A 22,912-nucleotide genomic window follows, 5' to 3' on the forward strand; every position below is an offset into this window, starting at 1 on the left:
ACGACAAGAGGCGCCCACTCGACGACAAAAAGGCGCCCACTCGAGGAAACGGTGCCCATTCGACGGTGATACGACAGCGACCCGGCCGGATCACTCCGACCGGGTCGCGACATCGTGTGGACGATTCAGACCAATTCTTCGCTCGACTCCACGACTGCGGACAGCTCCACGAGCTTGGCCTCGTGCTCGTTGAAGTGGTGGCGGCAGAAGAGAAGCTCGCCACCGGCGGGCAGTACAGCCCGCACCTTGGCGGCCGCTCCGCAACGATCACAGCGATCGGCGGCGGTCAGCGGCATGGAGATCGGGGCTGTGGTGGCTGTGTCTGACATAGTTCCTCCGTCCCGGTCCGGCGGTGGCGTCGTTGCCGGTCGCCTTTCCCTTCGTGAGCCGACACATCGGTCTGATGCGTCACCCTCACCCTTTCAGACGTATGAGCGTTTCGTATTGTTCCGCGGGTCGCCCGGGTGTGTCGTCACTCACCGTTAACACGTGCTGCTCCAGCGGCAACACGCGCTCAATCCGAGTTTACGTGTGCTGAGACAACGCTCACACGAGCCCAGCACATCGTCGTCGACCATGTGCGCTCGGAGTCGCATCAGCCCACGGCCGGGGTACCGGTCGGCTCAGCGGCCTCATCGGGTTCGCGCTCCACAGCCTCGGCCTGCTCGGCACGCAGCCGACTGACGGCGTCCGACGACTCGTTCTCGCGGTCACGCAGGTACTCCCGCAGCGAGTACGCGAAGGCGGCCACCCACAGCACGATGATCGTGAGGTAGATGCCCGTCTGTGCGGTCGACTGGACGTCGACGAGATCGCTGCGCAGCAGGCTGCGGGTGTTGGTGAGCACGATCAGACCACCGACCGAGGCGCCGAGCAGTCGCGGCGGGATGTGCCGGACCAACCAGGCCGCGATCGGGGCAGCGATGATTCCACCGACCAGGATCGCGCCGACCCATGCAAAGTTGATCCCTTGCGAGCCCAGACTCACCAGGAAGCCCAGACTCGCGGCCACCGCGATGATGAACTCGCTGGTGTCGATGGAACCGATGACCTTGCGCGGTTCGAGTCGCCCGCTGGCGAGTATGGCCGGGGTGCCGACGGGCCCCCAACCGCCGCCACCGGTGGCATCGACGAAACCGGCGACGAGTCCCAGCGGGGACAGGAACCGCTTGCGCAGCGGCTTGCCGAGATGCTGACGCGGGATGCCCTGGAAGGTGAACCGGGTCAGGATGTACAGACCCAGCAGCAACAGGATGATGGCCATCAGCGGAGCCGCAGCCTCGGTGGAGAGATTCGACAACACGGTCGCGCCGAGAAACGCGCCGATCGCGCCGGGCAGGGCGATGCGTCGGACGACCTTCCAGTCGACGTTGCCGAAGCGCCAATGCGATACCCCGGACACGAGTGTGGTCCCGATCTCGGCCAGGTGGACCGTGGCCGACGCGGCGGCGGGGTTGGCCCCGATGGCCAACAACAGGGTGGTGGTGGTGACGCCGTAGGCCATGCCGAGGCTGCCGTCGACGAGTTGAGCGGCGAGACCGACCAGGCCGATCAGGACGATGGTGCGCATGCGATGAGAACTTTCGGTTCAAATGACTCGGGGTTGTGCGGACACGCACCCGGTAGCCGGGAAACCCTGGCAGACGCTGGCGCGATGGGGTACGCGCCGCGGCATCTCGATCAGATCGGGCCGCGGCGCCGCAGACACAGCATCGACGCCACCCTCAGGAGGTCGATGGCTCGTCGGGTCACCAGCATGCGGAGAATCGTAAGGGCAGACCGACCCGATCCGTGCATTTGGCACGGTCGGGAGAATCCGACCGCGCACAACTCTTGACAAGCCGGCTGCCGGATGGTTTAAGCAACGACCTATGAATGTCGACTCCGAGCCTGTGCTGCTGCACCTGTGTGCCCGCGTCGAATGGGAGCAGTCGCGCCGGGCCGGATCTCACGAACCGCCGTCGCTCACCGAAGTCGGGTTCATCCACCTCTCTGGGCCCGCTCAGGTCCATCTCCCGGCCAACCGGCTGTATGCCGGACGCGACGACCTCGTGCTGCTCGTCATCGACCCGGACCGGCTGTCGGCGCCGGTCGTCTGGGAACCGGGAGTGCCGTCTGATCCTGAGGGGATGCGGTTCCCCCATCTCTACGGCGCATTGCCGGTCGATGCCGTCATCGACGTACACCCATATAAGGCGAACGCGGACGGTGCTTTCGCACCGCCCGCGTTCGTGACGAAGATCTCCGGGTCGGATTCGGACCCATCGAGCCGAGATCAGTCCAGGTAGTCGCGCAGCACCTGCGACCGCGACGGGTGCCGCAACTTCGACATCGTCTTCGACTCGATCTGGCGGATACGTTCGCGCGTCACGCCGTAGACCTGACCGATCTCGTCGAGGGTCCGTGGCTGGCCGTCGGTGAGACCGAAGCGTAGCCGGACCACACCGGCCTCGCGTTCGGACAGCGTCTCCAGCACCGACTGCAGCTGGTCTTGCAGCAGGGTGAAACTCACGGCGTCCACCGCGACCACGGCCTCGGAGTCCTCGATGAAGTCACCGAGTTGGCTGTCGCCCTCGTCGCCGATGGTCTGGTCCAGTGAGATCGGTTCACGCGCGTACTGCTGGATCTCCAGCACCTTCTCCGGCGTGATGTCCATCTCCTTGGCGAGCTCCTCCGGGGTGGGCTCGCGGCCGAGATCCTGGAGCAGTTCGCGCTGGATCCGGCCCAGCTTGTTGATGACCTCCACCATGTGCACCGGGATGCGGATGGTGCGTGCCTGGTCGGCCATCGCACGGGTGATCGCCTGCCGGATCCACCACGTCGCGTAGGTGGAGAACTTGTAGCCCTTGGTGTAGTCGAACTTCTCCACGGCGCGGATCAGACCGAGGTTGCCCTCTTGGATGAGATCCAGGAACGCCATACCGCGACCGGTGTAGCGCTTGGCCAGCGACACCACGAGCCGGAGGTTTGCCTCGAGCAGGTGGTTCTTGGCACGGTTTCCGTCGCGGGAGATCCAGTTCAGGTCGCGTTTGGCGGCGGTGCTGATCTTCTCGCCGGAATCGACGATCCGGCGCAGCCGCTCGGTTGCGAACAGGCCGGCTTCGATGCGCTTGGCGAGTTCGACCTCCTCCTCGGCGTTGAGCAGGGCGACCTTGCCGATCTGCTTCAGATAGGCGCGGACGGAGTCGGCCGACGCGGTGAGTTCGGCGTCCTTGCGGGCCTGGCGGAGTGCCTCGGATTCTTCTTCGTCCCAGACGAAGTCACCGGAGGTCTTCTCCTTGCTGTCCGCTTTGGCCTTGGTGCCGGTGGCCTTCGTCGCCGCAGGTGCGGTCTCGGCGTCGGCCGTGTCGTCGTCCTCGTCATCATCGGAGGAGTCGTCGTCGGAGGCGTCATCGTCCTCGTCGACCTCGATGTCGTCGATCTCGACATCGTCGCCGAGTTCGGTATCGGGACCATCGATGTCGTCGATGGTGCCGCTGTCGTCGAGATCTTCGGTCGACTCGCCGTCGGATTCGGCAGGCTTGGTGCCCTTCTTCGGGGCGCGCTTGCTCGCCGCCTTCTTTGCTGCCTTTTTCGCGGGTGCCTTGCGGGCGGTGGCCTTCTTGGCGGCTTTCTTGGCGGTCCGTTGGGCCGGCGCAGGCTCCGTGGCGGTAGTTGCGTCTGTCGATTCGTCGACGTCGGCCTGTCGGGTCTTGGTGGCTGCCACGTACAACCTTTCGGAACTGACTCGTGTATCCACCGACGGCGGCGCACGCCGACGCGGATCAGGGGCTTGATTTCTCGGTGCGCGATGACCGGTGTGGACCATTGTAACGACATCGCCTCGCACCATGTGGCAAAGCCCTGGTCAGGCCACGTCGCGATCCGCCCCGATCACCTCCACGAGGCGGTCAGGCGCGTAGCCCGGCGGTCACCGCCATCGCCGCGCCGACGATACCCGCGGTGTTCTTCAACGTCGCGGGCACGACCGGTGTCGAGTTGGTGAGGAACGGCACCCATTTGTCACTCTTGCGACTGATACCACCGCCGATCACGAAGACCTTGGGCCAGAACAGAACTTCGTAGGCCTCGAGAACCTTGGAGACCTTGCCGGCCCACTTCTCATAGCTCCAGCCCTTGTCTTCTTTCACCTTCGACGACGCCCGGTGTTCGGCTTCTTTGCCGTCGACGATCATGTGCCCGAGCTCGGTGTTGGGTACCAGCGTGCCGTCGATCAGGATCGCCGAGCCGATGCCGGTGCCCAGAGTCAGCAGCATCACGACGCCGTCCACATCGGCCGCCGCACCGTAGCGGTCCTCGGCCATCCCGGCGGCGTCGGCGTCGTTGAGCACCGAGACCTGCCGACCCCCCAGATGCGAGCTGAACAGCTCGTAGACGTCGGTGTCGATCCAGCCCTTGTCGATGTTGGCTGCGGTGCGCATGATGCCGTCGGTGACCACGCCGGGCAGGGTGATGCCGACCGGTCCGGTCCACCCGAAGTGTTCGACGACCTCGGCCACACCGCCGGCCACGGCCTCTGGCGTCGAGGGCTGAGGTGTGAGCACTTTGAAGCGCTCGCCGACCAGCTCGCCGCTGTCGAGGTCGACGATGCCGCCCTTGATTCCGGAACCACCGACGTCGACGCCGAATCCGAGGTTGGTGGGGGTGGCTGTCTCGGTGCTCGCTGCCTCGGCATCGCTCATGTCCGGGTCCTCTCTGATCGAACCGTCGGGTTCCCCGTACTCGGGGAAATCGTGTGCGACCTAGGCTATCCAGCGCGCGGACGCGACGCTGTGGTGGACACCAACTCGTCATCGTTGCCGGTCCCGGTGTTCACCGCTCATCCCGCCGCGACGCGGCCGGTGTCGGTGTGCTGACATGGTGGCGTGACCGATGATCCCGGCTTCGACGAACTCGAGCGTGTCGCAATCGATGTGGCACAACGTGCCGCCGCCCATGTACGGGTCCGGCGATCCGAGTTGTTCGGCGCCCGGCCCGGTCACGACCCCGGCACGGTCGATACCGGATCGGACCGATCCACCCAGGCGCCGGCCGTCAGCACCAAATCGACGCCCACTGATCCGGTGACGCTCGCCGACACCGAGACCGAACAGCTCGTCCGATCCGAATTGCGCGCACGCCGGCCCGGCGACGAGGTGTTGGGCGAGGAAGCGGGTGGCTCGGTCGATGTGCCGTCCGGAGTGCGCTGGGTGGTGGACCCCATCGACGGAACCGTGAACTTCATGTACGGCATCCCGGCCTATGCGGTCTCGGTTGCCGCCCAGGTGGACGGTCGTTCGGTTGCCGGTGCGGTGGTGGATGTGGCGCGTGCGATCACGTACTCCGCGTCGCTCGGCGCAGGTGCACGCCTCGACGCCGGCACCGGGCCGATTGCGCTGGCCTGTAACCCGATCGATCGTGTCGAGCTCGCCCTGGTCGCGACGGGTTTCTCCTATGACGCGCGCCGTCGGGCCGAGCAAGGGGCCATCGTCGCCGAGTTGCTGCCGCAGGTTCGTGATCTGCGGCGGGTCGGCGCGGCCGCCTTGGATCTGTGCATGGTCGCAAGTGGTGCGGTGGATGCGCATTTCGAACACGGATTGAGCCCGTGGGACTGGGCGGCCGGCGGATTGATTGCCGCCGAGGCGGGCGCAGTGGTGCACACCCCGCCACCGGATTCGCGCTCGTCGGACGGTCACGTCACTATCGCGTGTGCGCCCGGCATCGCCGACGACTTCATCGAGGTTCTCGACCGACTCGGGGCACGCAGGACCATGTCCGCCGACGCGGGACACTAGGGACGCGCTCCACCGCGTCGAGGGCGCTGATTCTGGTCGAGTGCGCGGAAGGCCGGAGTCGACGTCGGGTGGCTCTGCGCTACCCAGTGCCCAGTCAACGGGAAATGGTGCCCAGTCAACGCTCGGGTAGGTGGGACTGGCCGCTCGGTCGAGGGCGGTCAGCAGGACGAGGAGTGCACTGCCTTGACGAGACCGGGGTCCGCACCGGTCTGGGGGTTCTTCGGATCGGCCGAGCGTAGAGCCTCCAATGCGGCCTGCGCGTCCTGGGATTGTTCCCGGGCCTCGTAGTACTCGCCGAGCGCGACATCGACGGAATTGTCGGTTCGGCCGTCGAGGACGGGCTGCGCGCAGGGTAGTGCCAGCCACACCGCCGCGGCGGCGGACTGGCCGGCCGGCCCGAATCGAATCTGCGCATAGCACGCCAGGTCGCGATTGGGATACACGGTGTCGTCGGCATACGGGGCATCGGCGACCGGGGTGAAGCCCTGGGCCGTCAGGTCATCGGACACCGACCGGGCGGCACCGCGCTGAGACGACGCGTTGAGCACACGGACCTGGAAGGTGGACAGCGCCGCCGGGGTCACCTCGAGCATCTCGTCCCGGTCGGCCGCGGCAAGCTCCGGCGGCTCCGCGGCCGGAGTCGCCGGGGGCGGAGCGGACGGATCCGCTGATGCGGGTGTCGGTTGGTTGCATGCGGTGGGGATCGCGGCGGGCCCCGATTCGCCCAATGCCACCGCCCACGTGATCACCGCGGCCACCAGCAGCACGACTGCGGCGATGATCGCCGGACGTGCCCGGCGCCGCCGGAACGGACGACCTCTGGCGTCAACCGATGTTCCCCCGGTAATTTGCGACACCACCGCGAATCGGCTCCTTCTCACCTCGACCTGCGGCACCACTCTAGAGGGTCGGCGCCGGCGCTCGGCGTAGACAGGCCGGTGGACCCGTTGTCTCGGCCGAACGGGCCGGCTTCGCCGATGGACCACGCCAGGGAATGATCCGAATGGCTCCGCCGTTGACCCAGCGGCATCGGTGCACTAGGCTTCGGGCGCCCGCCCTCCGAAGCAGACGGAAGGCATGCGAGTCGGATGTGATGAAAATCACTCCGATCTGCAGGGTCCTGGGTAACGAATTGCACCGGTCATGACGTTGAAGTGACGCCCGACGGCAAGACAATCCCGGCGGGTCCGCGCACCTACGTTTGTCCGGCCACAAGCCTGGACAACCGAGAGCGCTCGCACACTCTCACATAGGTAAGGCACACAATGGCTACTGATTATGACGCGCCACGTCGCACAGACACCGAGGATCTGAACGAGGACTCGCTCGAGGAGCTGAAGGCCCGCCGCAGCGAGGCGCAGGCGGCTGCCGTCGACGTCGATGAGGGCGACACCGCGGAATCCTTCGAACTCCCCGGCGCCGATCTCTCGGGCGAGGAGCTCTCGGTTCGGGTCATCCCGAAGCAGGCCGACGAATTCACCTGCACCAGCTGCTTTCTCGTCTATCACCGCAGCCGGCTGGCGCGGGAGAACGGCAACTCGCGGATCTGCGTGGACTGCGCCTGACGAGCGCCGCAGACTCGCGGCTCAGCCCCACAAATGCACCCAGAATGAATGGGGCGGGCCGACCGAAATCGGGCCCGCCCCGTCGTTCATCCCGCCCTCTTGTTCATCCCCGCCGGGTCAGTCGGCGATACCGGCCTCGGCGGCGGCGTCCGGCACGTCGAGCGCGGCGAGCAGTCCGGCCGGGTCGCGCGTGGACACCAGCCAGTACGGGGTGGGGTCGTCCGGGTCGTCGAGCACGAGCAACACCATCGTCTTCACCCAGGCGCGGTGCATGAGGAACGCGGCCGGATCCAGTTGTCGACCGAGTGCGGCACTCTTGGCGGTCGCCGGCACGGTTGCGCCGCGTGCGATGACGCCGCGCGGCAGGCGCGCCCGGCCGGCGTGTAGCTCCCGCTCGGCGGTGACCCGGACCGAGACCCGCCCCATCGACCACAGCACCGAGGCACACAACACGCCCACCACGACGTAGCCTGCGACACTCCACGCCGACCGGTGCGCGGACAGCTGAATCTCGTAGCCGACGACGCCGGTCACCACGGCGGCGGCCAGCCACCACCACCAGGGCACCCTCAGGCGTTCGGCGAACCGGTCCGACGCCGGATGGCGTTCTGTCGCCGGGTGCTGCGCGCCATTTCTCGACTCACCTGGGCCGTCGCCGGAGGGACGACCGGCCGGATCATCAGCTGCTTCAGGGGGAGTCACGCGACCAGCGTAGTCTGCCCTCGTGGCGCCGAATTCTCCCACCGTGACAAACGACCGGGGCGACGCGAGCGAACCGATCGCCCTCCGCCGACTCGACCCCGACATTCCTGTGCCCACCCGCGCGCATGCCGGCGACGCCGGTGTCGACTTGTGTTCGACGATCGACCTCGAGTTGCCGCCCGGTCGGCGGCAGCTGGTCGGTACCGGGATCGCGGTGGCGTTGCCGATCGGCACGGTCGGGCTGGTCCATCCGCGGTCTGGGCTCGCCGCACGCGCCGGCCTGTCCATCGTCAACAGCCCGGGCACCATCGATGCCGGCTACCGCGGCGAGATCAAGGTGTGCCTGATCAACCTCGACCCCGACCAGTCGATCGTGATCACCCGCGGAGACCGGATCGCGCAGTTGCTCGTGCAGCGCGTCGAGTTACCGGACTTCGTCGAGGTAGACGAGCTCGACGAGACCAGCCGTGGACTCGGCGGACACGGTTCCAGCGGTGGACACGCGATTCTGGCCGCGGCGGCACCCGATGGTGACCGCCGACCGGATCACCCGACGACACGTGACATCGAGGAGTAGACGACATGGCAGCCAACGACGATGACACCGACGGCGACCTGCGCATCGGCACCGCCCAGGGGCCGTACGACATCGAAGCGCTGACGACGCCGGCCGAGGAGCTCGGGAACTCCCATCTCGACCTCGGATCGGTGTTGGTCCCGGTGGTCGAGGGTGGTCAGGTGACCGTCGAGATGTCGGCCGATCATCAGCCGGAAGCCGTTTATCTGGTGACGCCACATGGGCGCATCAACGTCAGCGCCTTCGCGGCACCGAAATCACCGGGCCTGTGGCGTGAAGTGGTGCGCGAGCTCGCCGAGTCGCTGCGTGACGAGGGTGCGTCGGTGGCGGTCGAGGATGGTCACTGGGGTAGGGAGGTGGTCGCCACCGTGCCCGGCGGCGTGCATCGTTTCCTCGGTGTGGACGGGCCGCGGTGGATGGTCCGCTGCGTCGCCAGCGGACCCGATGACCGCGCCGATGAACTGGGCCGGTTGGCGCGCGCGGTGCTGGCCGAGTCGGTGGTGCGCCGCGGCACGGAACCGTTTCCGCCGCGCGACCCGCTGCCGGTGGTGTTGCCGCCGGTGCTGGCGGAGCAGGTCGCTGCGGCACAAGAGCAGATGGCGCAACAACAGGAGGCCGGCTCGCAGGGTGAGTCGACGCCCGGCGCCGCTCCGCAATCGTCTGCGCCCGACATCGCGCAGCCGCAGTCCGACGACCCCGAACCGATGCCGCGCTCATCCGGTTCGGCGATGCAGCGCCTCCGGCGCGACCGGCGAGGCTGATCGTCCCGATTCGCCGTGCCCGGACGTGATCAGCGCAGCGTTTGCCACCCGCGAGCACAGCGCAAGCCGAGCGTCGACGGATCGTTGCCCCACTCGTCGAGGGTCACCTCGTTCAGCACCGCACGCGGTGCCGCGCGCACCCAGGAGCGACCGACCGCCAGCGGGTGAACCGGGTCATCGACGGCCGCGGTCACCGCGAGCGGCGCCGACAGTGTCGAGATCTCGGTCATCGTCGGCCCGTGGAATTGCGCAGCCTGGGTCAGATGGCCGCCGAGCGCCGGATGCAGCGCGCGCCATGACCGGCTCAGCTCGGTCGCCAGCCAGGGCGGGCTCGACGCTGCCATCGCCGCGATCGTCGTCTCCAGACCGTCACGTGCCAGGGCCGCGGCCGTGGCCGCCGCCCCCGCTGCCCCCGGAGCCTTTGCGGGGTCCCCACTCCATGCCGGCAACGCCGCCCACACTCCCGCGCAGTCGTGGTTTAACGCCCAGGCCAGCGCGATCGCCGCGCCGATCGACACCCCACCGACCACGAGCGGACCCGACGTCGCCGCCACCTCGTCGAGGCGTCGGAGATGTCCGTCCACGAGGTCGGTCGAGGGTTCGAGCGCCACCAGTGTCAATCCGCATCGAGCGGCGGCGGGGCCGAATGCCCGGCGGACGAAATCGGCGTCCGAACCGGTTCCGGGAATGGCCACGAGCTTCTGCGCAACCGGGCGAACCGGCGGACGTGTCGCGGGCATGTCATGATCATGCCCGACGTTGTACCCAGAGTACGGACGGGATTACGCTGGCGACTGTAAGCAGGGTCGGCGAATCCGCCCCACAATGTTTCACCAATGTCTCGACGAGAGACGCGTCACCCAAGGGGAGGGTGCGATGCCTACCACCGGCTACCTGAAGCGGTTGACCCGCAGGCTGACCGAAGATCTCGGCGACGCCGACGCCGTGGAGATCGCCGAGGAGTCGCGTGCCTCCGGCGCCCAGCGCGCCGCGGAGTGCTGTCGTGGCGACGAGGTAACGATGCACGGCGAATTGCGGTCAGTGGAGACCTGCTCACGTGCGGCAAAGGTCGGCGTCAAAGCGGAGTTCTTCGACGGGTCGGACACCGTGATGCTCAAATGGCTCGGTCGCAATCGGATCCCGGGGATCGAACCGGGCCGCAAGATCACTGTGCGGGGTCGACTGGCCGAACATGACGGCACCAAGCTCATCTACAACCCGTATTACGAACTCCAGGGCCCCGACGACGAATGACGTCGTCGCCAGACCCGTCGGAACCCACACTCGGTGGCGCACCCGAATCCGATGTTCGCCCGTCTGTGCTGGAACAGATGGGTGGCGTATCCGGGCTGATCTATTCGACGGTGCCCATCGTCGTCTTCGTGCCCGTCAACTCCGCGTGGGGACTCACGGCGGCGATAGTTGCGGCGCTCATCGCGGCGCTGGCCGTGTTCGTGATCCGGCTACTCCGCCGCGAACCCTTGAACCCGGCGATCTCCGGTCTGATCGGGGTCGCGATCTGTGTGTTCATCGCCTACCGGACCGGCGACGCCAAGGGTTACTTCCTGTTCGGCATCTGGACCACGCTGGCCTACGCGATCGTGTTCGTGGGGTCGATCCTGGTGCGGTGGCCGTTGGTGGGTGTGATCTGGAATCTCATCAGCGGCGAGGGTATGGACTGGCGCCGACACCGCAAGACCTTGCGTGCCTACGATCTCGCAACGGCCTTCTGGGCACTGGTCTTCGCCGCCCGATATCTGACGCAATCCGAACTCTACGATCACGGCAGCACCGGCTGGCTTGCGGTCTCCCGGATCGCGATGGGGTGGCCGCTGACCGCGCTGGCGGTGCTGGCGACGGTGCTGCTGGTGCGCCGCGCGAGCAAGGAGGAGGATCGGATCGTGGCCGACGAGCAGTCCGATCCCGAAGTCGCCGAGACCGACACCGGCCGGCACTGACCCCGGCGCCGGGTCTCCTCGATCGGTTCAGTTACCCAGGCGCATCGCTTCGTAGAGCGCCGGTTCCGCCTCGGCCGGAGCGATGAAAACCAATTCGTCGCCGCCCTCGATCGGGTCGTCGTTCTGCGGCACGATGACCCGACCGCCGCGCAGGATGGTCACGAGTGCGGCGTCGCGGGGTAGCGCGAGTTTGCGAACGGGTTTACCCGCCAGCGGTGTGTTGGCCGGCAAGGTGAGTTCCACCAGGTTGGCCTGTCCCTGACGAAACGTCATCAGACGCACCAGGTCTCCGACAGACACCGCCTCCTCGACCAGGGACGCCAGGATACGGGGGGTCGAGACGGCGACGTCGACGCCCCAGTCCTCGTCGAACAACCACTCGTTGCGGGGGTCGTTGACACGTGCCACCACCCGATTGACTGCGAACTCGGTCTTGGCGAGCAGGCTCACCACGAGGTTCGCCTTGTCGTCGCCGGTGGCCGCGACCATCACGTCATAGGTCTGCAGCTCGGCCCGTTCGAGATTGCTGAGCTCGCACGCATCGGCCTGTACCCAGTTCGCGTCGGGCACGGCTCCGGGATCGATATGGGCCGACTTGCGTTCGAACAGCGTCACCTCGTGCCTGTTGACCAGCAACTCCCGCGCGATCGAGCGCCCGACCGCGCCCGCACCGGCGATGGCAACCTTCATCGTCTTCTCCCTCAGCTGAGTCAGTCGGATGTGATCCGCGGGGACCGGGCAGTGGCGCGAGCGGCATCGAGCTGCTCGGTCGGGATCGCCGCATAGATGAGGTCATCTTGCTGCACAACGGTTTTCGCATCAGGAAGGATTGGGTTCCCCAGTCGGTTCAGGAAGGCGATCCGCCCACCGGTCTCTTCCTGGAACTTGCCGACCTTCACCCCGATCCAGGATTCGTCGACCTCGAGTTCGGCGATGACCAACGACCCCGACGGATCTCGCCATTCGATGGTGGTGGAGGTCTCGCCGAGCGCCGAGACGAATCGCTCCGTCGTCCACGGCACGGTGGCGACGGTGGGAATGCCGAGCCGTTCGTAGACCTGCGCGCGTTTGGCGTCGTAGATGCGTGCGACGACGCGTTCGACCCCGAAGGTCTCCCGCGCGACACGCGCGGAGATGATGTTGGAGTTGTCCCCGGAGGACACCGCCGCGAACGCGTCGGCCTTCTCGATACCCGCGCGCGTCAGTACATCTCGGTCGAAGCCGACGCCCACCACGGTGGTGCCGACGAACTGCGGGCTCAGCCGGATGAACGACGACTCGTCACGGTCGATGACCGCGACGTCGTGGCCCCGCTTCTGCATGGCCATCGCCAGCGATGAACCCACGCGACCGCACCCCATGATGACTACCTGCACGTGCACCCTTCCGACTGTGCGGACATCCCGCGACGACGATGCAAGCGCGGTACGGACCCATCGAACCTACCGCGCACACCGACGTGTCGGGCGACGACGTTACACATCCGTGGTGGCCGGATCGATGCGGCCGGTCCCTTGTGGCCTTTGTCTACTACACGCTCTAGTGTTGCCTGGTGTCCACCGTGTCCAAGGTGTCCGTAGCGACCAAACGGATTCTGCTCGGCCGCCCGTTCCGCAGCGACAAACTGGGTCACACCCTGCTGCCCAAGCGCATCGCGCTGCCGGTGTTCGCTTCCGACGCGATGTCTTCGGTGGCCTACGCACCGCAGGAGATCTTCCTGGTGCTGTCCATCGCCGGACTCAGTGGTCTGGTCTTCACCCCGTGGGTGGCAGTAGCGGTCGCCGTCGTGATGATCGTGGTGGTGGCCAGCTACCGGCAGAACGTGCACGCCTATCCGTCCGGTGGCGGTGACTACGAGGTGGCGACGGTCAACCTCGGTCCCAACGCCGGACTCACCGTGGGCAGCGCGCTGCTGGTCGACTATGTGCTCACCGTCGCGGTGTCGATCGCGTCGGCCGCCGAGAACGTGGGCTCGGCCATCCCGTTCGTCTCCGAACACAAGGTGTGGTTCAGTGTCGCCGCGATCGCGTTGCTCGCCGCGGTCAACCTGCGCGGGATCAAGGAATCGGGGGCAGTACTCGCGATCCCCACCTACGCCTTCATCTTCGGTGTCTCCGCGATGCTGATCTGGGGATTCCTGGAGATCTTCGTGCTGGGTGAGGACATCCAGTCCGAGACGGCCGATTTCGAGATCCGCGCCGAGGACAGCCACCTCGTCGGTATCGCTTTCGTGTTCCTGATCGCCCGGGCGTTCTCCTCCGGATGTGCCGCGTTGACCGGCGTGGAGGCCATCAGCAACGGCGTTCCGGCCTTCCGGAAACCCAAGTCCCGCAACGCGGCGACCACACTGCTGCTGCTCGGAGCTTTTTCCATCACGCTGCTGATGGGTATCGTCCTGCTCGCCCAGCAGATCGGCGCCAAGTACGTCGAGAACCCGGAGCAGGATCTCATCGGCGCCCCGGAGGGGTATCAGCAGAAGGCGATGATCGCCCAGCTGGCACATGCGGTGTTCGACTCGTTCACGCCGGGCTTCTACTTCGTCGCGACCGTCACCGCACTGATCCTGATCTTGGCCGCCAACACTGCATTCAACGGGTTCCCCGTGCTCGGCTCGGTGCTCGCGCAGGACCGGTACCTGCCGCGTCAGCTGCACACCCGCGGTGATCGGCTCGCTTTCAGCAACGGCATCGTGTTCCTCGCGGTCGCCGCGATGGTCTTCGTGATCGCGTTCGGCGCGCAGGTCACGTCGCTGATCCAGCTCTACATCGTCGGGGTGTTCGTCTCGTTCACGCTCAGCCAGACGGGCATGGTCCGACATTGGACACGTCACCTGCGGACCGAGACCGACCCGCATGCGCGCCACCGGATGCAGCGGTCGCGGGTAATCAACGCTGTCGGCCTGGTGATGACGGCGACCGTGTTGGTGGTGGTGCTGGTGACCAAGTTCACCCAGGGCGCCTGGATCGCGATCCTCGCGATGGTGGTGTTGTTCGTGTTGATGAAGCTGATCCACCTGCACTATTCGACCGTGCAGCGCGAACTCGAGCGGGCCGACGAGGATTCAGTGCTGCCCAGCCGCACCCACTCGATCGTGCTGGTCTCCACGCTGCATCTGGCCACCCGTCGCGCCGTGCTCTACGCCCGGGCAACGCGACCCGACGTCCTGGAGGCGATCACCGTCAACGTCGACGACCGCGATACACGCAAGCTGGTATCGCAGTGGGAGGCGAGTGAGGTCTCGGTGCCGCTGAAGGTGATTGCGTCTCCGTACCGGGAGGTCACCCGCCCGGTCATTGACTATGTACGTCGGGTGCGTCGCGAATCGCCGCGCGACGTGATCACCGTCTTCATTCCCGAATACGTGGTCGGGCATTGGTGGGAGCAGATCCTGCACAACCAGTCGGCGCTGCGCCTCAAGACACGGTTGCTGTTCGAACCGGGCGTCATGGTCACGTCTGTGCCGTGGCAGCTCAACTCGTCGATCCGACTCAAGAATCGTGACCTCGAGTACTCGGCGCCGGGGGACACGCGCCGGGCCCTGGGCAGCGACCTCGACGACCGGTGACAGCACGGTGAGCACAACCGACGACGATGCCCGCGAGATCGTGCTGCGGCCCGACCGTCCGGCCAACGGTGGCGAGGCGGTCGGTCGACTCGACGGTCGGGTCGTCTTCGTCCGGGATGCGATCCCGGGTGAACTGGTCCGGGCTCGGATCGTCGACGACAGCCGGGAGCGCTTCGTTCGAGCCGAGGTCATTGAGATCATCGAACCCTCGCCCTTCCGGGTCGAGCCGATCTGTGATGCCGCCCGACACGGTGCCGGATGTTGTGACCTCGCGTTCGTTTCGCTCGAGCATGCGCGTGACCTGAAGGCACAGGTCGTGCGGGACGCGTTGGGTCGGATCGGCGGATTCGGCGCTGACGCGCTCGACGACCTCGGCATCGCGTCCACACCGGTGACCGGTCTGGGTGACAGCGGCACCGGCTGGCGGGTACGGACCCGTCTCGGCATCGATTCCGCCGGCCGCGCGGGCATGCACGCCCGGCACGGCTCGGGCATCGTCGCCGGCCATTCGTGTGCGGCCCCGGAGGCCGGGATGCTCGCCGGACTCGACGATCTCGAGCTGACCCCGGGCGGTGACCTCGCGATCGTCGCCGATATGGACGGTGGGCGCCACATCATCGAAATCGCCCCTCCCCGGCCGGTGCGGCGTGCACGCCGTGGTGCCCGCGGCGCGGCGCAGGCGACGCGGCGGCGGCGTGAGCAGCCCCGCGCGCAACGCGTGGTCGAGGGTTCGGCCACCGCGCCACATCGTGTCGGCGACCGGATCTGGCAGATCCCCGTGACCGGTTTCTGGCAGGCCCACCGCGCCGCCCCCGCGACGTACGGGCAGACGGTCGTGGACCTGGTCGCAGCGGCGGGCGGTTGCGGGGACGGTGTCGTGTGGGATCTGTACGGCGGGGCCGGTGTGTTGGCGGGAGCGATGATCGATGTGGCAGGCCGGGCCGACCTCGGGTCGGTGGCCACGGTGCATGTCGTGGATTCCGACGCGGCCGCCCTCGCTGCTGCCGAGGCCACCTTCGACGACGGCATCGTCGAGGTGCATCGCGGTGAGGTGGCGACGGTGGCCGCGCAACTGCCGACCCCCGACGTGGTGATCCTGGACCCGCCGCGCACCGGTGCCGGCGCGGCAGTGATCGGTGTGGTCGCCGATGCCGATCCGGATGTGATCGTGCACGTGGGATGCGACATCGGGCGATTCGCTCGCGATCTGGCCCTCTTCGGTGACCAGGGATATCGGGTGCAGGAGATCAGGGCGTTCGACGCGTTCCCGTTGACCCATCACATCGAGGCCATCGCCGCCTTGGTGCCCGCACATCGCCGACGGTGACGCGCCACCCGCGTGTGATCAATCCGACGGGCGCGCGGCGGTCGGCGTGAATCCGACGATCCGGGTCCGGTCCGTAGACTGTCGGGAAAGCCATCGAGGCCACAGCGCCCGATGGAACGCACGCCATCAGCCCGGCGTGCTGATCTGAATCGACGGATGTGATGGAGGACTCGATGGGCGTGCTCGAGAAGATCGGTTCGCCGACCGATCTGCAGGCGCTGTCGCCGGAGGACATGACCACTCTGGCCGCCGAGATCCGGGCGTTCCTCATCGACAAGGTGTCCGCGACCGGCGGGCACCTCGGCCCCAATCTCGGGGTCGTGGAACTGACGTTGGCGCTGCACCGCGTGTTCGAGTCCCCCCGCGACCCGGTTATCTTCGACACCGGACACCAGAGCTACGTCCACAAAATCGTCACCGGCCGGCAGGACGGTTTCGACGGACTGCGCCAACAGGGCGGACTCACCGGCTACCAGGAGCGCGCCGAGAGCGAGCACGACTGGGTCGAGTCCTCGCATGCGTCGGCGGCACTGTCCTACGCCGACGGACTGTCGAAATCCTTCGAGCTGACCGGCTCGGCCGACCGGACCGTGGTGGCCGTCGTCGGCGACGGCGCGCTGACCGGCGGTATGTGCTGGGAAGCGTTGAACAACATCGCCGGTGGCGACCGGCCGGTGGTGATCGTGGTCAACGACAACGGTCGGTCCTATGCCCCCACCATCGGCGGGTTGGCCCGTCACCTGTCCGGGTTGCGGCTGCAGCCGGCCTACGAGCGGTTCCTCGACGAGAGCCGTCGCGCGGTCAAGCAGTTGCCGATGGTCGGCGAACCCGCCTACGCGGTGCTGCACGGGATGAAAAGCGGCCTCAAAGATCTGCTCTCCCCGCAGGCCATGTTCACCGACCTGGGAATCAAGTACGTCGGCCCGGTCGACGGTCATGACATCGCGGCACTGGAGTCGGCGTTCGGGCAGGCCAAGGCATTCGGTGCCCCGGTCATCGTGCACACCGTCACCCGCAAGGGGATGGGGTATGCGCCCGCCGAGAACCACGAAGCCGACCAGATGCACTCAACCGGGATCATCGATCCGCGGACCGGACGCGCCACCAGCGTGTCGCCACAGGACTGGACCTCGGTGTTCTCCGCGGCGTTGATCGAGGCCGGCTCGCGCCGCGACGACATCGTCGCGATCACCGCGGCCATGCCCGGTCCCACCGGTCTGACGCCGTTCGGCGAGAAGTTCCCTGACCGGATGTTCGATGTCGGGATCGCCGAGCAGCATGCGATGACCTCGGCCGCGGGGCTGGCGCTCGGTGGGCTCCATCCGGTCGTCGCGATCTACTCCACCTTCCTCAACCGCGCCTTCGACCAGTTGCTGATGGATGTGGCGCTGCTGAAGCTGCCGGTGACCCTGGTGCTGGACCGCTCCGGTATCACCGGACCCGACGGCCCCAGCCATCACGGCATGTGGGATCTGTCCTTGATGTCGTTGGTGCCCGGCCTACGGGTCGCCGCGCCGCGCGACGCCGTGCGGCTGCGCGAGGAATTTGCCGAAGCCCTCGCGGTCAGCGACTGCCCGACCGCCGTGCGATTCTCCAAAGGCGCTGTGCCCGAAGATATCCGGGCGGTCGAGCGCCTTGAAGACGGCGTTGACGTGCTGCATCGGGTGGCGCCGGGTGTCGGTGCGGCGGCCGGGGATGTGCTCATCGTCGCGGTCGGTGCCTTCTGCGGTCTCGCGGTGGACACTGCGCAGCGGCTCGGACGGCAGGGCATCGACGCAACTGTCGTGGACCCGCGCTGGGTGCTACCGGTCCCGGGGTCGATCGCCGATCTCGCCCGACGTCATCGACTGGTGGTGACTCTCGAGGACAGCGGTGTGCGCGGCGGAGTCGGGTCGGCGGTCAGTGACGCGTTGTCCGACGCGGGCGTCGCGGTCCCGGTGCATCACCGGGGCATTCCGCAACGGTTCGTCGAACATGCCTCCCGCGGACAACTGCTGTCCGGTTTCGGTCTCACCGCCCAGGATCTCGCGCGCACCATCACCGCGACCGTCGCCGAGATGCACTCGGCGAGGGACTCGGCCGATAGCGAGTTGGACGAGTCCGAGCTGTCCGGATCCGAGCTGTCCCAGTCGGATGTGTCGGCCGCCCCCGAGGCCGAGGGCTGACGCCGCCAGAGGCCGAGTGTTTCAGTCGCGGCGTTCGGCGTCGGGGGTCTGGTTCGTGGCGGAGGGCTCGGCGTCGACGCTGTTGAGTGCCTCTGCGATCGCAGCTGCGGTCAGATCGCGTTGCCATCGACGGGCTCCCTCGTCAGCCTGGCGGGCAGCAACCGACCCGGCGGTGGCCGGCAGAGGTACACCCTCCCAGCACAACTGCCGCACCACCTCGGGGGCGAGCAGGTTTTCCGTCGGCACCTGGTGCGCTTCGGCGATCTCTCGGATCACGGGACGTACCCGCGCGGCCCGCGCCGCCGCGTCGGGATTGCGCTGATCCCACCGATTGATCGGCGGAAGTCCGGTCGTCGGGGACCGGCGCGGCGGCAGGTCGGCATCAGCGAGCTCCCGGGCCCGGTCCAGCGCGCGCAGCCAGATGTGGGCCTGGCGGCGTTGGCGGGGACCCCCGAACACGGGCAGGCGCGTGAGTTCCGCTTGTGACGTGGGGTTGGCGGTGGCGGCGGTGACGATGGCCGAATCGGGCAGTACCCGCCCGGGTGCGACGTCTCGACGTTGCGCGAGTTCCTCACGAGCGGTCCACAGTTCGCGTATCGCGGCCAGGGTCCGGACGTTCTTGATCGTGTGGATGTTCGACGTCTTGCGCCAGCGGTCGGGACGTGGGGGAGCAGGTGGCCGCTCCAGCACGAACCGGAACTCCTCGCGCGCCCACTGGTCCTTTCCGGCGGCGGCGAGGGCGGCATCCATCGCGTCGCGCAGCTCGACGAGGACCTCCACGTCGAGTGCGGCATAGTTCAGCCAGTCTGCGGGGAGCGGTCGCCGCGACCAATCGGCGGCGCCATGGCCCTTCACGAGCCCGAGGCCGAGAAACTCGGCCACCATCGCGGCGAGATTCACCTTGCTCAGGCCGAGTAGGCGTCCGGCCAACTCGGTGTCGTAGAGCTCGCGGCAGACGAAGCCGACCTCGCGCAGACAGGGCAGGTCCTGGTCGGCGGCATGCAGGACCCACTCGGGTCCGTCCAGCGCTTCGATGACCGGCGCCAGCGCGGCAGGCTCCTCGATCGGGTCGAGCAGAAAGGTGCCCGCACCGGTGCGGCGGATCTGGATCAGGTAGGCCCGTTGGGAGTAGCGATAGCCGGAGGCGCGCTCGGTGTCCACCGCGATCGGCCCATGTGCGGCGGCGATGGACTCGGCAGCCGCAGCGAACTCGGCGGCGCTGGTCAGCACAGGCGGCACGCCCTCGGCCGGACGGAGGAGGGGTTCGGTCACCGCCTCCGGTGGTGTCGGATCAGAGGGTCCGGTCGTCTCGTCGCCGCTCGTCATCGGACCCGCCACCGAATCAGGCCGGGCCCAGTTCGGTGACACCCGAGGGTGGCAGACCGGCGGCCGACGACAACACCTCGCAGAACGCCTCGAGGTGGCCGGCCAGTTCCAGACCCCCCGCGGTCCATGAGGCGCGCAGCTCGAGTTGGTGGGCGCGCGGCGGTCCCGCGATGTCGCCGTAGCGAACCGAGGTGGTGGAGGTCACCGTGCCGCCGAGTGCGGTCACCGCCACCCCGCTCGCCGGCGCGTGCCCGGAGGTCTCACCGGTCGGAACGCCGAGCGCGTCGGACAGCCAGCTCCATGCCACCTCCGGCAGCAGCGGGTCCATCGCCAGCGCGGCCTCCACCTCGGCCTGCACGTAGGCGACCATCCGCATGGTCCCGTTCCAGGCTTCCTGGCCGGCGGGGTCGTAGAGCAGGATCAGCCGCCCGAACGAGCTACCCGTGGAATCCACCGGTACGTCGTCGGCGTCGCCGGCGCTACGTACCTCGGCACCGACCGCGTAGCTGTACGGGGCGAGACGTTGTGGCGGACGGATCGGTCCGACCTCGATTTCCGGTCGGATCCGCGCGGCATGCAATGACGACACCGCGGCGCGGAAGTCAGCAGGCTCCGTCGGAGCTCCCGAAGAGGTCACGCCTCGACGGTAGGTCCGGTGGCCCCACGGTGGTAGGAGGCGCGCCGAGACGTGGCAGAGTAGAGGCGATGTCCGAGACAACACGTTCCCGCGCCCGTCGCGCACACGATCTCCCACTGGTCGCCGCGGCCCGCGGCGCCTCCCCGGAACGTCGGCCGGTGTGGTTCATGCGGCAGGCGGGTCGATCGCTGCCGGAGTACCGAGCCATCCGCGCCGACCACGGCATGCTGGAGTCCTGCTTCGACCCGGCACTGGTCTGCGAGATCACCATGCAGCCGGTCCGTCGACACGATGTGGATGCGGCCATCCTGTTCTCCGACATCGTGGTGCCGTTGAAGGCGGCCGGCATCGATCTCGACATCGTCGCCGGTACCGGACCGGTGATCGCCAACCCGGTGAGGGACGCCGCCGACGTGGCGAATCTGCCGCGGCTCGAGGAGCACTCGGTGGGTGCCATCGCGCATGCGATCGAGCTGATTCTCGACGAACTGCCGGACAAGGCCGCCCTCATCGGTTTCGCCGGTGCGCCGTTCACGTTGGCCTCGTACCTGATCGAAGGTGGTCCGAGCCGGCACTACGAGCGCACCAAGGCACTCATGCACGGCGATCCGGAGACCTGGCACGCACTGATGGGGCGTCTGGCCGACATCACGATCACCTTCCTGCGGGTCCAACTCGATGCCGGGATCGACGCACTGCAGCTGTTCGACTCGTGGGCGGGCATGCTGTCACTCGCCGATTATCAGACCTACGTCGCCCCCCACAGTTCCCGCGTCTTCGCCGAGGTCGCCGACCACGACGTGCCGCGCATCCACTTCGGAGTGGGCACTGGCGAGTTGCTCGGAGCCATGGCCGAGGCCGGGGCCGATGTGATCGGCGTCGACTGGCGCGTGCCGCTCGACGAAGCGGTACGCCGCGTCGGCCCGGGCAAGGCGGTTCAGGGCAATCTCGACCCGACGTTGATGTTCGCGGGGTCTGACGTGGTGGAACGTGAGGTCCGCAGAGTCGTCGCCGACGGGGACCGCGCGGTGCGCGCGGGCGCGACCGGGCACATCTTCAACCTGGGCCACGGCGTGTTGCCGAGTACCGACCCCGATGTGATCACCCGCGCGGTCGAGCTCGTCCACAGCCTCTGATGCCCGACGCGACGTCATGACCGCCCGCATCGCGATCATCGGCGCCGGGATCTCCGGTCTGACGGCGGCCTACCGGTTGCGTCGCGAGCTCGGTGCCGACGCGGTGATCGATGTCCTCGAGGCCGATGCCCATCCGGGCGGCCTGCTGCGCAGCGTCGATGTCGGGGGACGCACGGTCGATGTGGGCGCCGAGGCCTTCGTGGTCCGTCGCCCCGAAGCGCTGCAGCTGGTCCGCGAATTGGGTCTCGAAGCTCGGATGGTGACGCCCACCGGGCGCCGGCCGGCGGTGTGGTCGGGCGATCGCCTCCATTCGCTGCCGGCTCCCGCGCTGATGGGCATCCCGGCGACTGCCGGCGCCGTGACCGGCTTGGCCGATTCCGCGGACCTCCAGCGTATGACCGACGAGCCGGACCGACCGCTGGTGTGGGAGGCCGGCACGGACCGCTCGCTCGGCGATCTCGTGGCCGATAGGTACGGACCGTCGGTGGTGTCGCGCAGCGTGGACCCGATGCTGGGTGGCGTCTATGCCAGCCTGTCGCGTGACATCGGTGTACGCGAAGCGATTCCGGCGTTGGCCGCGCGGCTCGATGCCGGCGCACCCTCGTTGACGGCCGCGGTCGACGCGGTGCTGGCGGCCGGTGCCGACGCAACCGGCCCGGTGTTCGGCACGTTGGTCGGCGGTTACCGTGTGCTGGTCGAGGCGTTGTTGGCGAACGCGGAGATCACGCCGAGATTCGGCGCGACGGTGAGTTGGGTACGCGAGCACGCCTCCGGCTGGACCGTGGGCGTGCGCGGCGAGACGCCTGTCGCCTACGACGGCGTGATTCTGGCGGTGCCGGCCGGGATCGCGGGTGCACTCTTGTCCGAGGACCATCCCGAGGTGGGAGGGCCTCTCTGGGACGTCCCGCGGGCGTCGTCGATGGTGGTCTCCATCGCATTGGCACCGGGCACGATGTTGCCCGATCACTCGGGTGTGTTGGTTGCCACCGACGCCGGGCTGCGCGCCAAGGCATTCACGTTCAGTTCGCAGAAGTGGGCGCATCTGTCCGACGACGGTGGTCCGGTGTCGGTTCGCGCCTCGTTCGGGCGATACGGTGCGCCGGTCCCGTCAGCGCAGGAGCAGCCCGGGATCGACGAGCGGATTCGCGAGCAGGCGGTCGAGGACCTCGACCGAGTCTGCGCAGCTGCGGGGGTGGTGGCGCCATCGGCGCGGATCGTCGAGGTGCAAGCCGTGCGGTGGCCGGGCGGGCTGCCCGTCTACCGTCCCGGCCATCTGGCGGCGATGGCGGCGGTGCAGCGTGCGCGACCCCGTCGGCTGGTGCTCGCCGGATCCGCCTATGCAGGAGTCGGCGTTCCCGCCTGTATCGGCCAGGCCGGCCGCGCGGTGTCGGCGCTGCTGGCCGACCTGACCTGACTGAT

Annotated in this window: 23 protein-coding genes; 12 read left to right on the forward strand and 11 right to left on the reverse strand. The window is 67.8% G+C overall.

All coding sequences use genetic code 11. The features are described 5' to 3' along the window. Window positions 1-125: 125 nt before the first annotated feature. On the reverse strand, window positions 126-329 hold the full coding sequence (locus OSB52_RS15380; protein WP_160902505.1) for a DUF7455 domain-containing protein: 204 nt from the start codon (window positions 327-329) through the stop codon (window positions 126-128). A 266-nt stretch (window positions 330-595) separates the two neighbouring features. After that, a complete protein-coding gene (locus tag OSB52_RS15385; protein WP_266062604.1) occupies window positions 596-1,570 on the reverse strand; it encodes a sulfite exporter TauE/SafE family protein in 975 nt (324 codons plus the stop codon). 301 nt (window positions 1,571-1,871) lie between these two features. On the opposite strand from OSB52_RS15385, the gene OSB52_RS15390 reads away from it, so the two are divergent. Continuing rightward, window positions 1,872-2,288, forward strand: coding sequence for a DUF952 domain-containing protein (locus OSB52_RS15390; protein ID WP_235722153.1), 417 nt, complete (start codon window positions 1,872-1,874; stop codon window positions 2,286-2,288). Here OSB52_RS15390 and OSB52_RS15395 read toward each other — a convergent pair. Continuing rightward, on the reverse strand, window positions 2,276-3,706 hold the full coding sequence (locus tag OSB52_RS15395; protein WP_266062606.1) for an RNA polymerase sigma factor: 1,431 nt from the start codon (window positions 3,704-3,706) through the stop codon (window positions 2,276-2,278). The two genes, OSB52_RS15390 and OSB52_RS15395, sit on opposite strands and share 13 nt — an antisense overlap. Window positions 3,707-3,890: 184 nt before the next feature. Further along, window positions 3,891-4,682 carry a polyphosphate--glucose phosphotransferase gene (ppgK, locus tag OSB52_RS15400; protein WP_235722151.1) on the reverse strand — a complete coding sequence of 264 codons (792 nt, stop codon included), beginning with the start codon at window positions 4,680-4,682 and terminating at the stop codon, window positions 3,891-3,893. 183 nt (window positions 4,683-4,865) lie between these two features. Between ppgK and OSB52_RS15405 the strand changes: the two genes are divergently transcribed. Further along, a complete protein-coding gene (locus tag OSB52_RS15405; protein WP_266062607.1) occupies window positions 4,866-5,774 on the forward strand; it encodes an inositol monophosphatase family protein in 909 nt (302 codons plus the stop codon). 158 nt (window positions 5,775-5,932) lie between these two features. Here the strand turns inward: OSB52_RS15405 and cei are convergent, their stop codons facing one another. Further along, the gene (cei, locus tag OSB52_RS15410; RefSeq protein WP_266062608.1) at window positions 5,933-6,634 is read right to left on the reverse strand and encodes an envelope integrity protein Cei; all 702 of its coding nucleotides are present in this window, start codon (window positions 6,632-6,634) and stop codon (window positions 5,933-5,935) included. Between the two features lie 405 nt (window positions 6,635-7,039). Between cei and OSB52_RS15415 the strand changes: the two genes are divergently transcribed. After that, complete coding sequence (locus OSB52_RS15415) at window positions 7,040-7,339, forward strand: DUF4193 domain-containing protein (RefSeq protein ID WP_266062609.1); 300 nt, start codon at window positions 7,040-7,042, stop codon at window positions 7,337-7,339. 117 nt (window positions 7,340-7,456) lie between these two features. Here the strand turns inward: OSB52_RS15415 and OSB52_RS15420 are convergent, their stop codons facing one another. Continuing rightward, the gene (locus OSB52_RS15420) at window positions 7,457-8,041 is read right to left on the reverse strand and encodes a DUF3093 domain-containing protein (protein ID WP_235722147.1); all 585 of its coding nucleotides are present in this window, start codon (window positions 8,039-8,041) and stop codon (window positions 7,457-7,459) included. 43 nt (window positions 8,042-8,084) lie between these two features. Here OSB52_RS15420 and dut point away from each other — a divergent pair, with 43 nt between their 5' ends. Continuing rightward, window positions 8,085-8,618, forward strand: a complete 534-nt coding sequence (gene dut, locus OSB52_RS15425) for a dUTP diphosphatase (protein ID WP_266062610.1) — start codon at window positions 8,085-8,087, stop codon at window positions 8,616-8,618. A gap of 5 nt (window positions 8,619-8,623) precedes the next feature. Next, entirely contained in the window at window positions 8,624-9,379 is a 756-nt protein-coding gene (locus OSB52_RS15430) for a DUF3710 domain-containing protein (protein ID WP_235722145.1), read from the forward strand. A 29-nt stretch (window positions 9,380-9,408) separates the two neighbouring features. Here OSB52_RS15430 and OSB52_RS15435 read toward each other — a convergent pair whose 3' ends face one another. Further along, entirely contained in the window at window positions 9,409-10,119 is a 711-nt protein-coding gene (locus tag OSB52_RS15435; protein ID WP_266062611.1) for an alpha/beta hydrolase, read from the reverse strand. A 136-nt stretch (window positions 10,120-10,255) separates the two neighbouring features. Here OSB52_RS15435 and OSB52_RS15440 point away from each other — a divergent pair, with 136 nt between their 5' ends. Together OSB52_RS15440 and OSB52_RS15445 are read left to right on the forward strand one after the other, a co-directional pair. Continuing rightward, window positions 10,256-10,633, forward strand: a complete 378-nt coding sequence (locus tag OSB52_RS15440; protein WP_235722143.1) for an OB-fold nucleic acid binding domain-containing protein — start codon at window positions 10,256-10,258, stop codon at window positions 10,631-10,633. After that, window positions 10,630-11,337, forward strand: coding sequence for a DUF3159 domain-containing protein (locus tag OSB52_RS15445; protein ID WP_266062612.1), 708 nt, complete (start codon window positions 10,630-10,632; stop codon window positions 11,335-11,337). The genes OSB52_RS15440 and OSB52_RS15445 overlap by 4 nt, the downstream gene beginning before the upstream one ends. 27 nt (window positions 11,338-11,364) lie before the next feature. Here the strand turns inward: OSB52_RS15445 and OSB52_RS15450 are convergent, their stop codons facing one another. Then, window positions 11,365-12,027, reverse strand: coding sequence for a potassium channel family protein (locus tag OSB52_RS15450; RefSeq protein ID WP_235722141.1), 663 nt, complete (start codon window positions 12,025-12,027; stop codon window positions 11,365-11,367). Window positions 12,028-12,047: 20 nt separating this feature from the next. Then, window positions 12,048-12,713, reverse strand: a complete 666-nt coding sequence (locus tag OSB52_RS15455) for a potassium channel family protein (RefSeq protein WP_235722374.1) — start codon at window positions 12,711-12,713, stop codon at window positions 12,048-12,050. Window positions 12,714-12,889: 176 nt separating this feature from the next. Here OSB52_RS15455 and OSB52_RS15460 point away from each other — a divergent pair, with 176 nt between their 5' ends. The 3 genes from OSB52_RS15460 to dxs all read left to right on the forward strand — a co-directional run bounded on the left by OSB52_RS15460 (window position 12,890) and on the right by dxs (window position 18,394). Beyond that, window positions 12,890-14,902, forward strand: coding sequence for an APC family permease (locus OSB52_RS15460; RefSeq protein WP_266062613.1), 2,013 nt, complete (start codon window positions 12,890-12,892; stop codon window positions 14,900-14,902). A 7-nt stretch (window positions 14,903-14,909) separates the two neighbouring features. Beyond that, window positions 14,910-16,229, forward strand: a complete 1,320-nt coding sequence (locus tag OSB52_RS15465) for a class I SAM-dependent RNA methyltransferase (protein ID WP_266062614.1) — start codon at window positions 14,910-14,912, stop codon at window positions 16,227-16,229. 173 nt (window positions 16,230-16,402) lie between these two features. Continuing rightward, on the forward strand, window positions 16,403-18,394 hold the full coding sequence (gene dxs, locus OSB52_RS15470) for a 1-deoxy-D-xylulose-5-phosphate synthase (RefSeq protein WP_266062615.1): 1,992 nt from the start codon (window positions 16,403-16,405) through the stop codon (window positions 18,392-18,394). Between the two features lie 21 nt (window positions 18,395-18,415). Here the strand turns inward: dxs and OSB52_RS15475 are convergent, their stop codons facing one another. Beyond that, window positions 18,416-19,720, reverse strand: coding sequence for an HRDC domain-containing protein (locus tag OSB52_RS15475; RefSeq protein ID WP_235722138.1), 1,305 nt, complete (start codon window positions 19,718-19,720; stop codon window positions 18,416-18,418). Window positions 19,721-19,736: 16 nt separating this feature from the next. After that, window positions 19,737-20,357, reverse strand: a complete 621-nt coding sequence (locus OSB52_RS15480) for a DUF3000 domain-containing protein (protein WP_235722137.1) — start codon at window positions 20,355-20,357, stop codon at window positions 19,737-19,739. 68 nt (window positions 20,358-20,425) lie between these two features. On the opposite strand from OSB52_RS15480, the gene hemE reads away from it, so the two are divergent. Together hemE and OSB52_RS15490 are read left to right on the forward strand one after the other, a co-directional pair. Further along, window positions 20,426-21,493: a uroporphyrinogen decarboxylase gene (hemE, locus tag OSB52_RS15485; RefSeq protein WP_235722136.1), complete on the forward strand. Its 1,068-nt coding sequence runs from the start codon at window positions 20,426-20,428 to the stop codon at window positions 21,491-21,493. 16 nt (window positions 21,494-21,509) lie between these two features. Continuing rightward, on the forward strand, window positions 21,510-22,907 hold the full coding sequence (locus OSB52_RS15490) for an FAD-dependent oxidoreductase (protein ID WP_235722135.1): 1,398 nt from the start codon (window positions 21,510-21,512) through the stop codon (window positions 22,905-22,907). Window positions 22,908-22,912 lie beyond the last annotated feature (5 nt).

It is taken from the genome of Gordonia aquimaris, from assembly GCF_026262595.1.
In the GTDB taxonomy this organism is placed as follows: Bacteria; Actinomycetota; Actinomycetes; order Mycobacteriales; family Mycobacteriaceae; genus Gordonia; species Gordonia tangerina.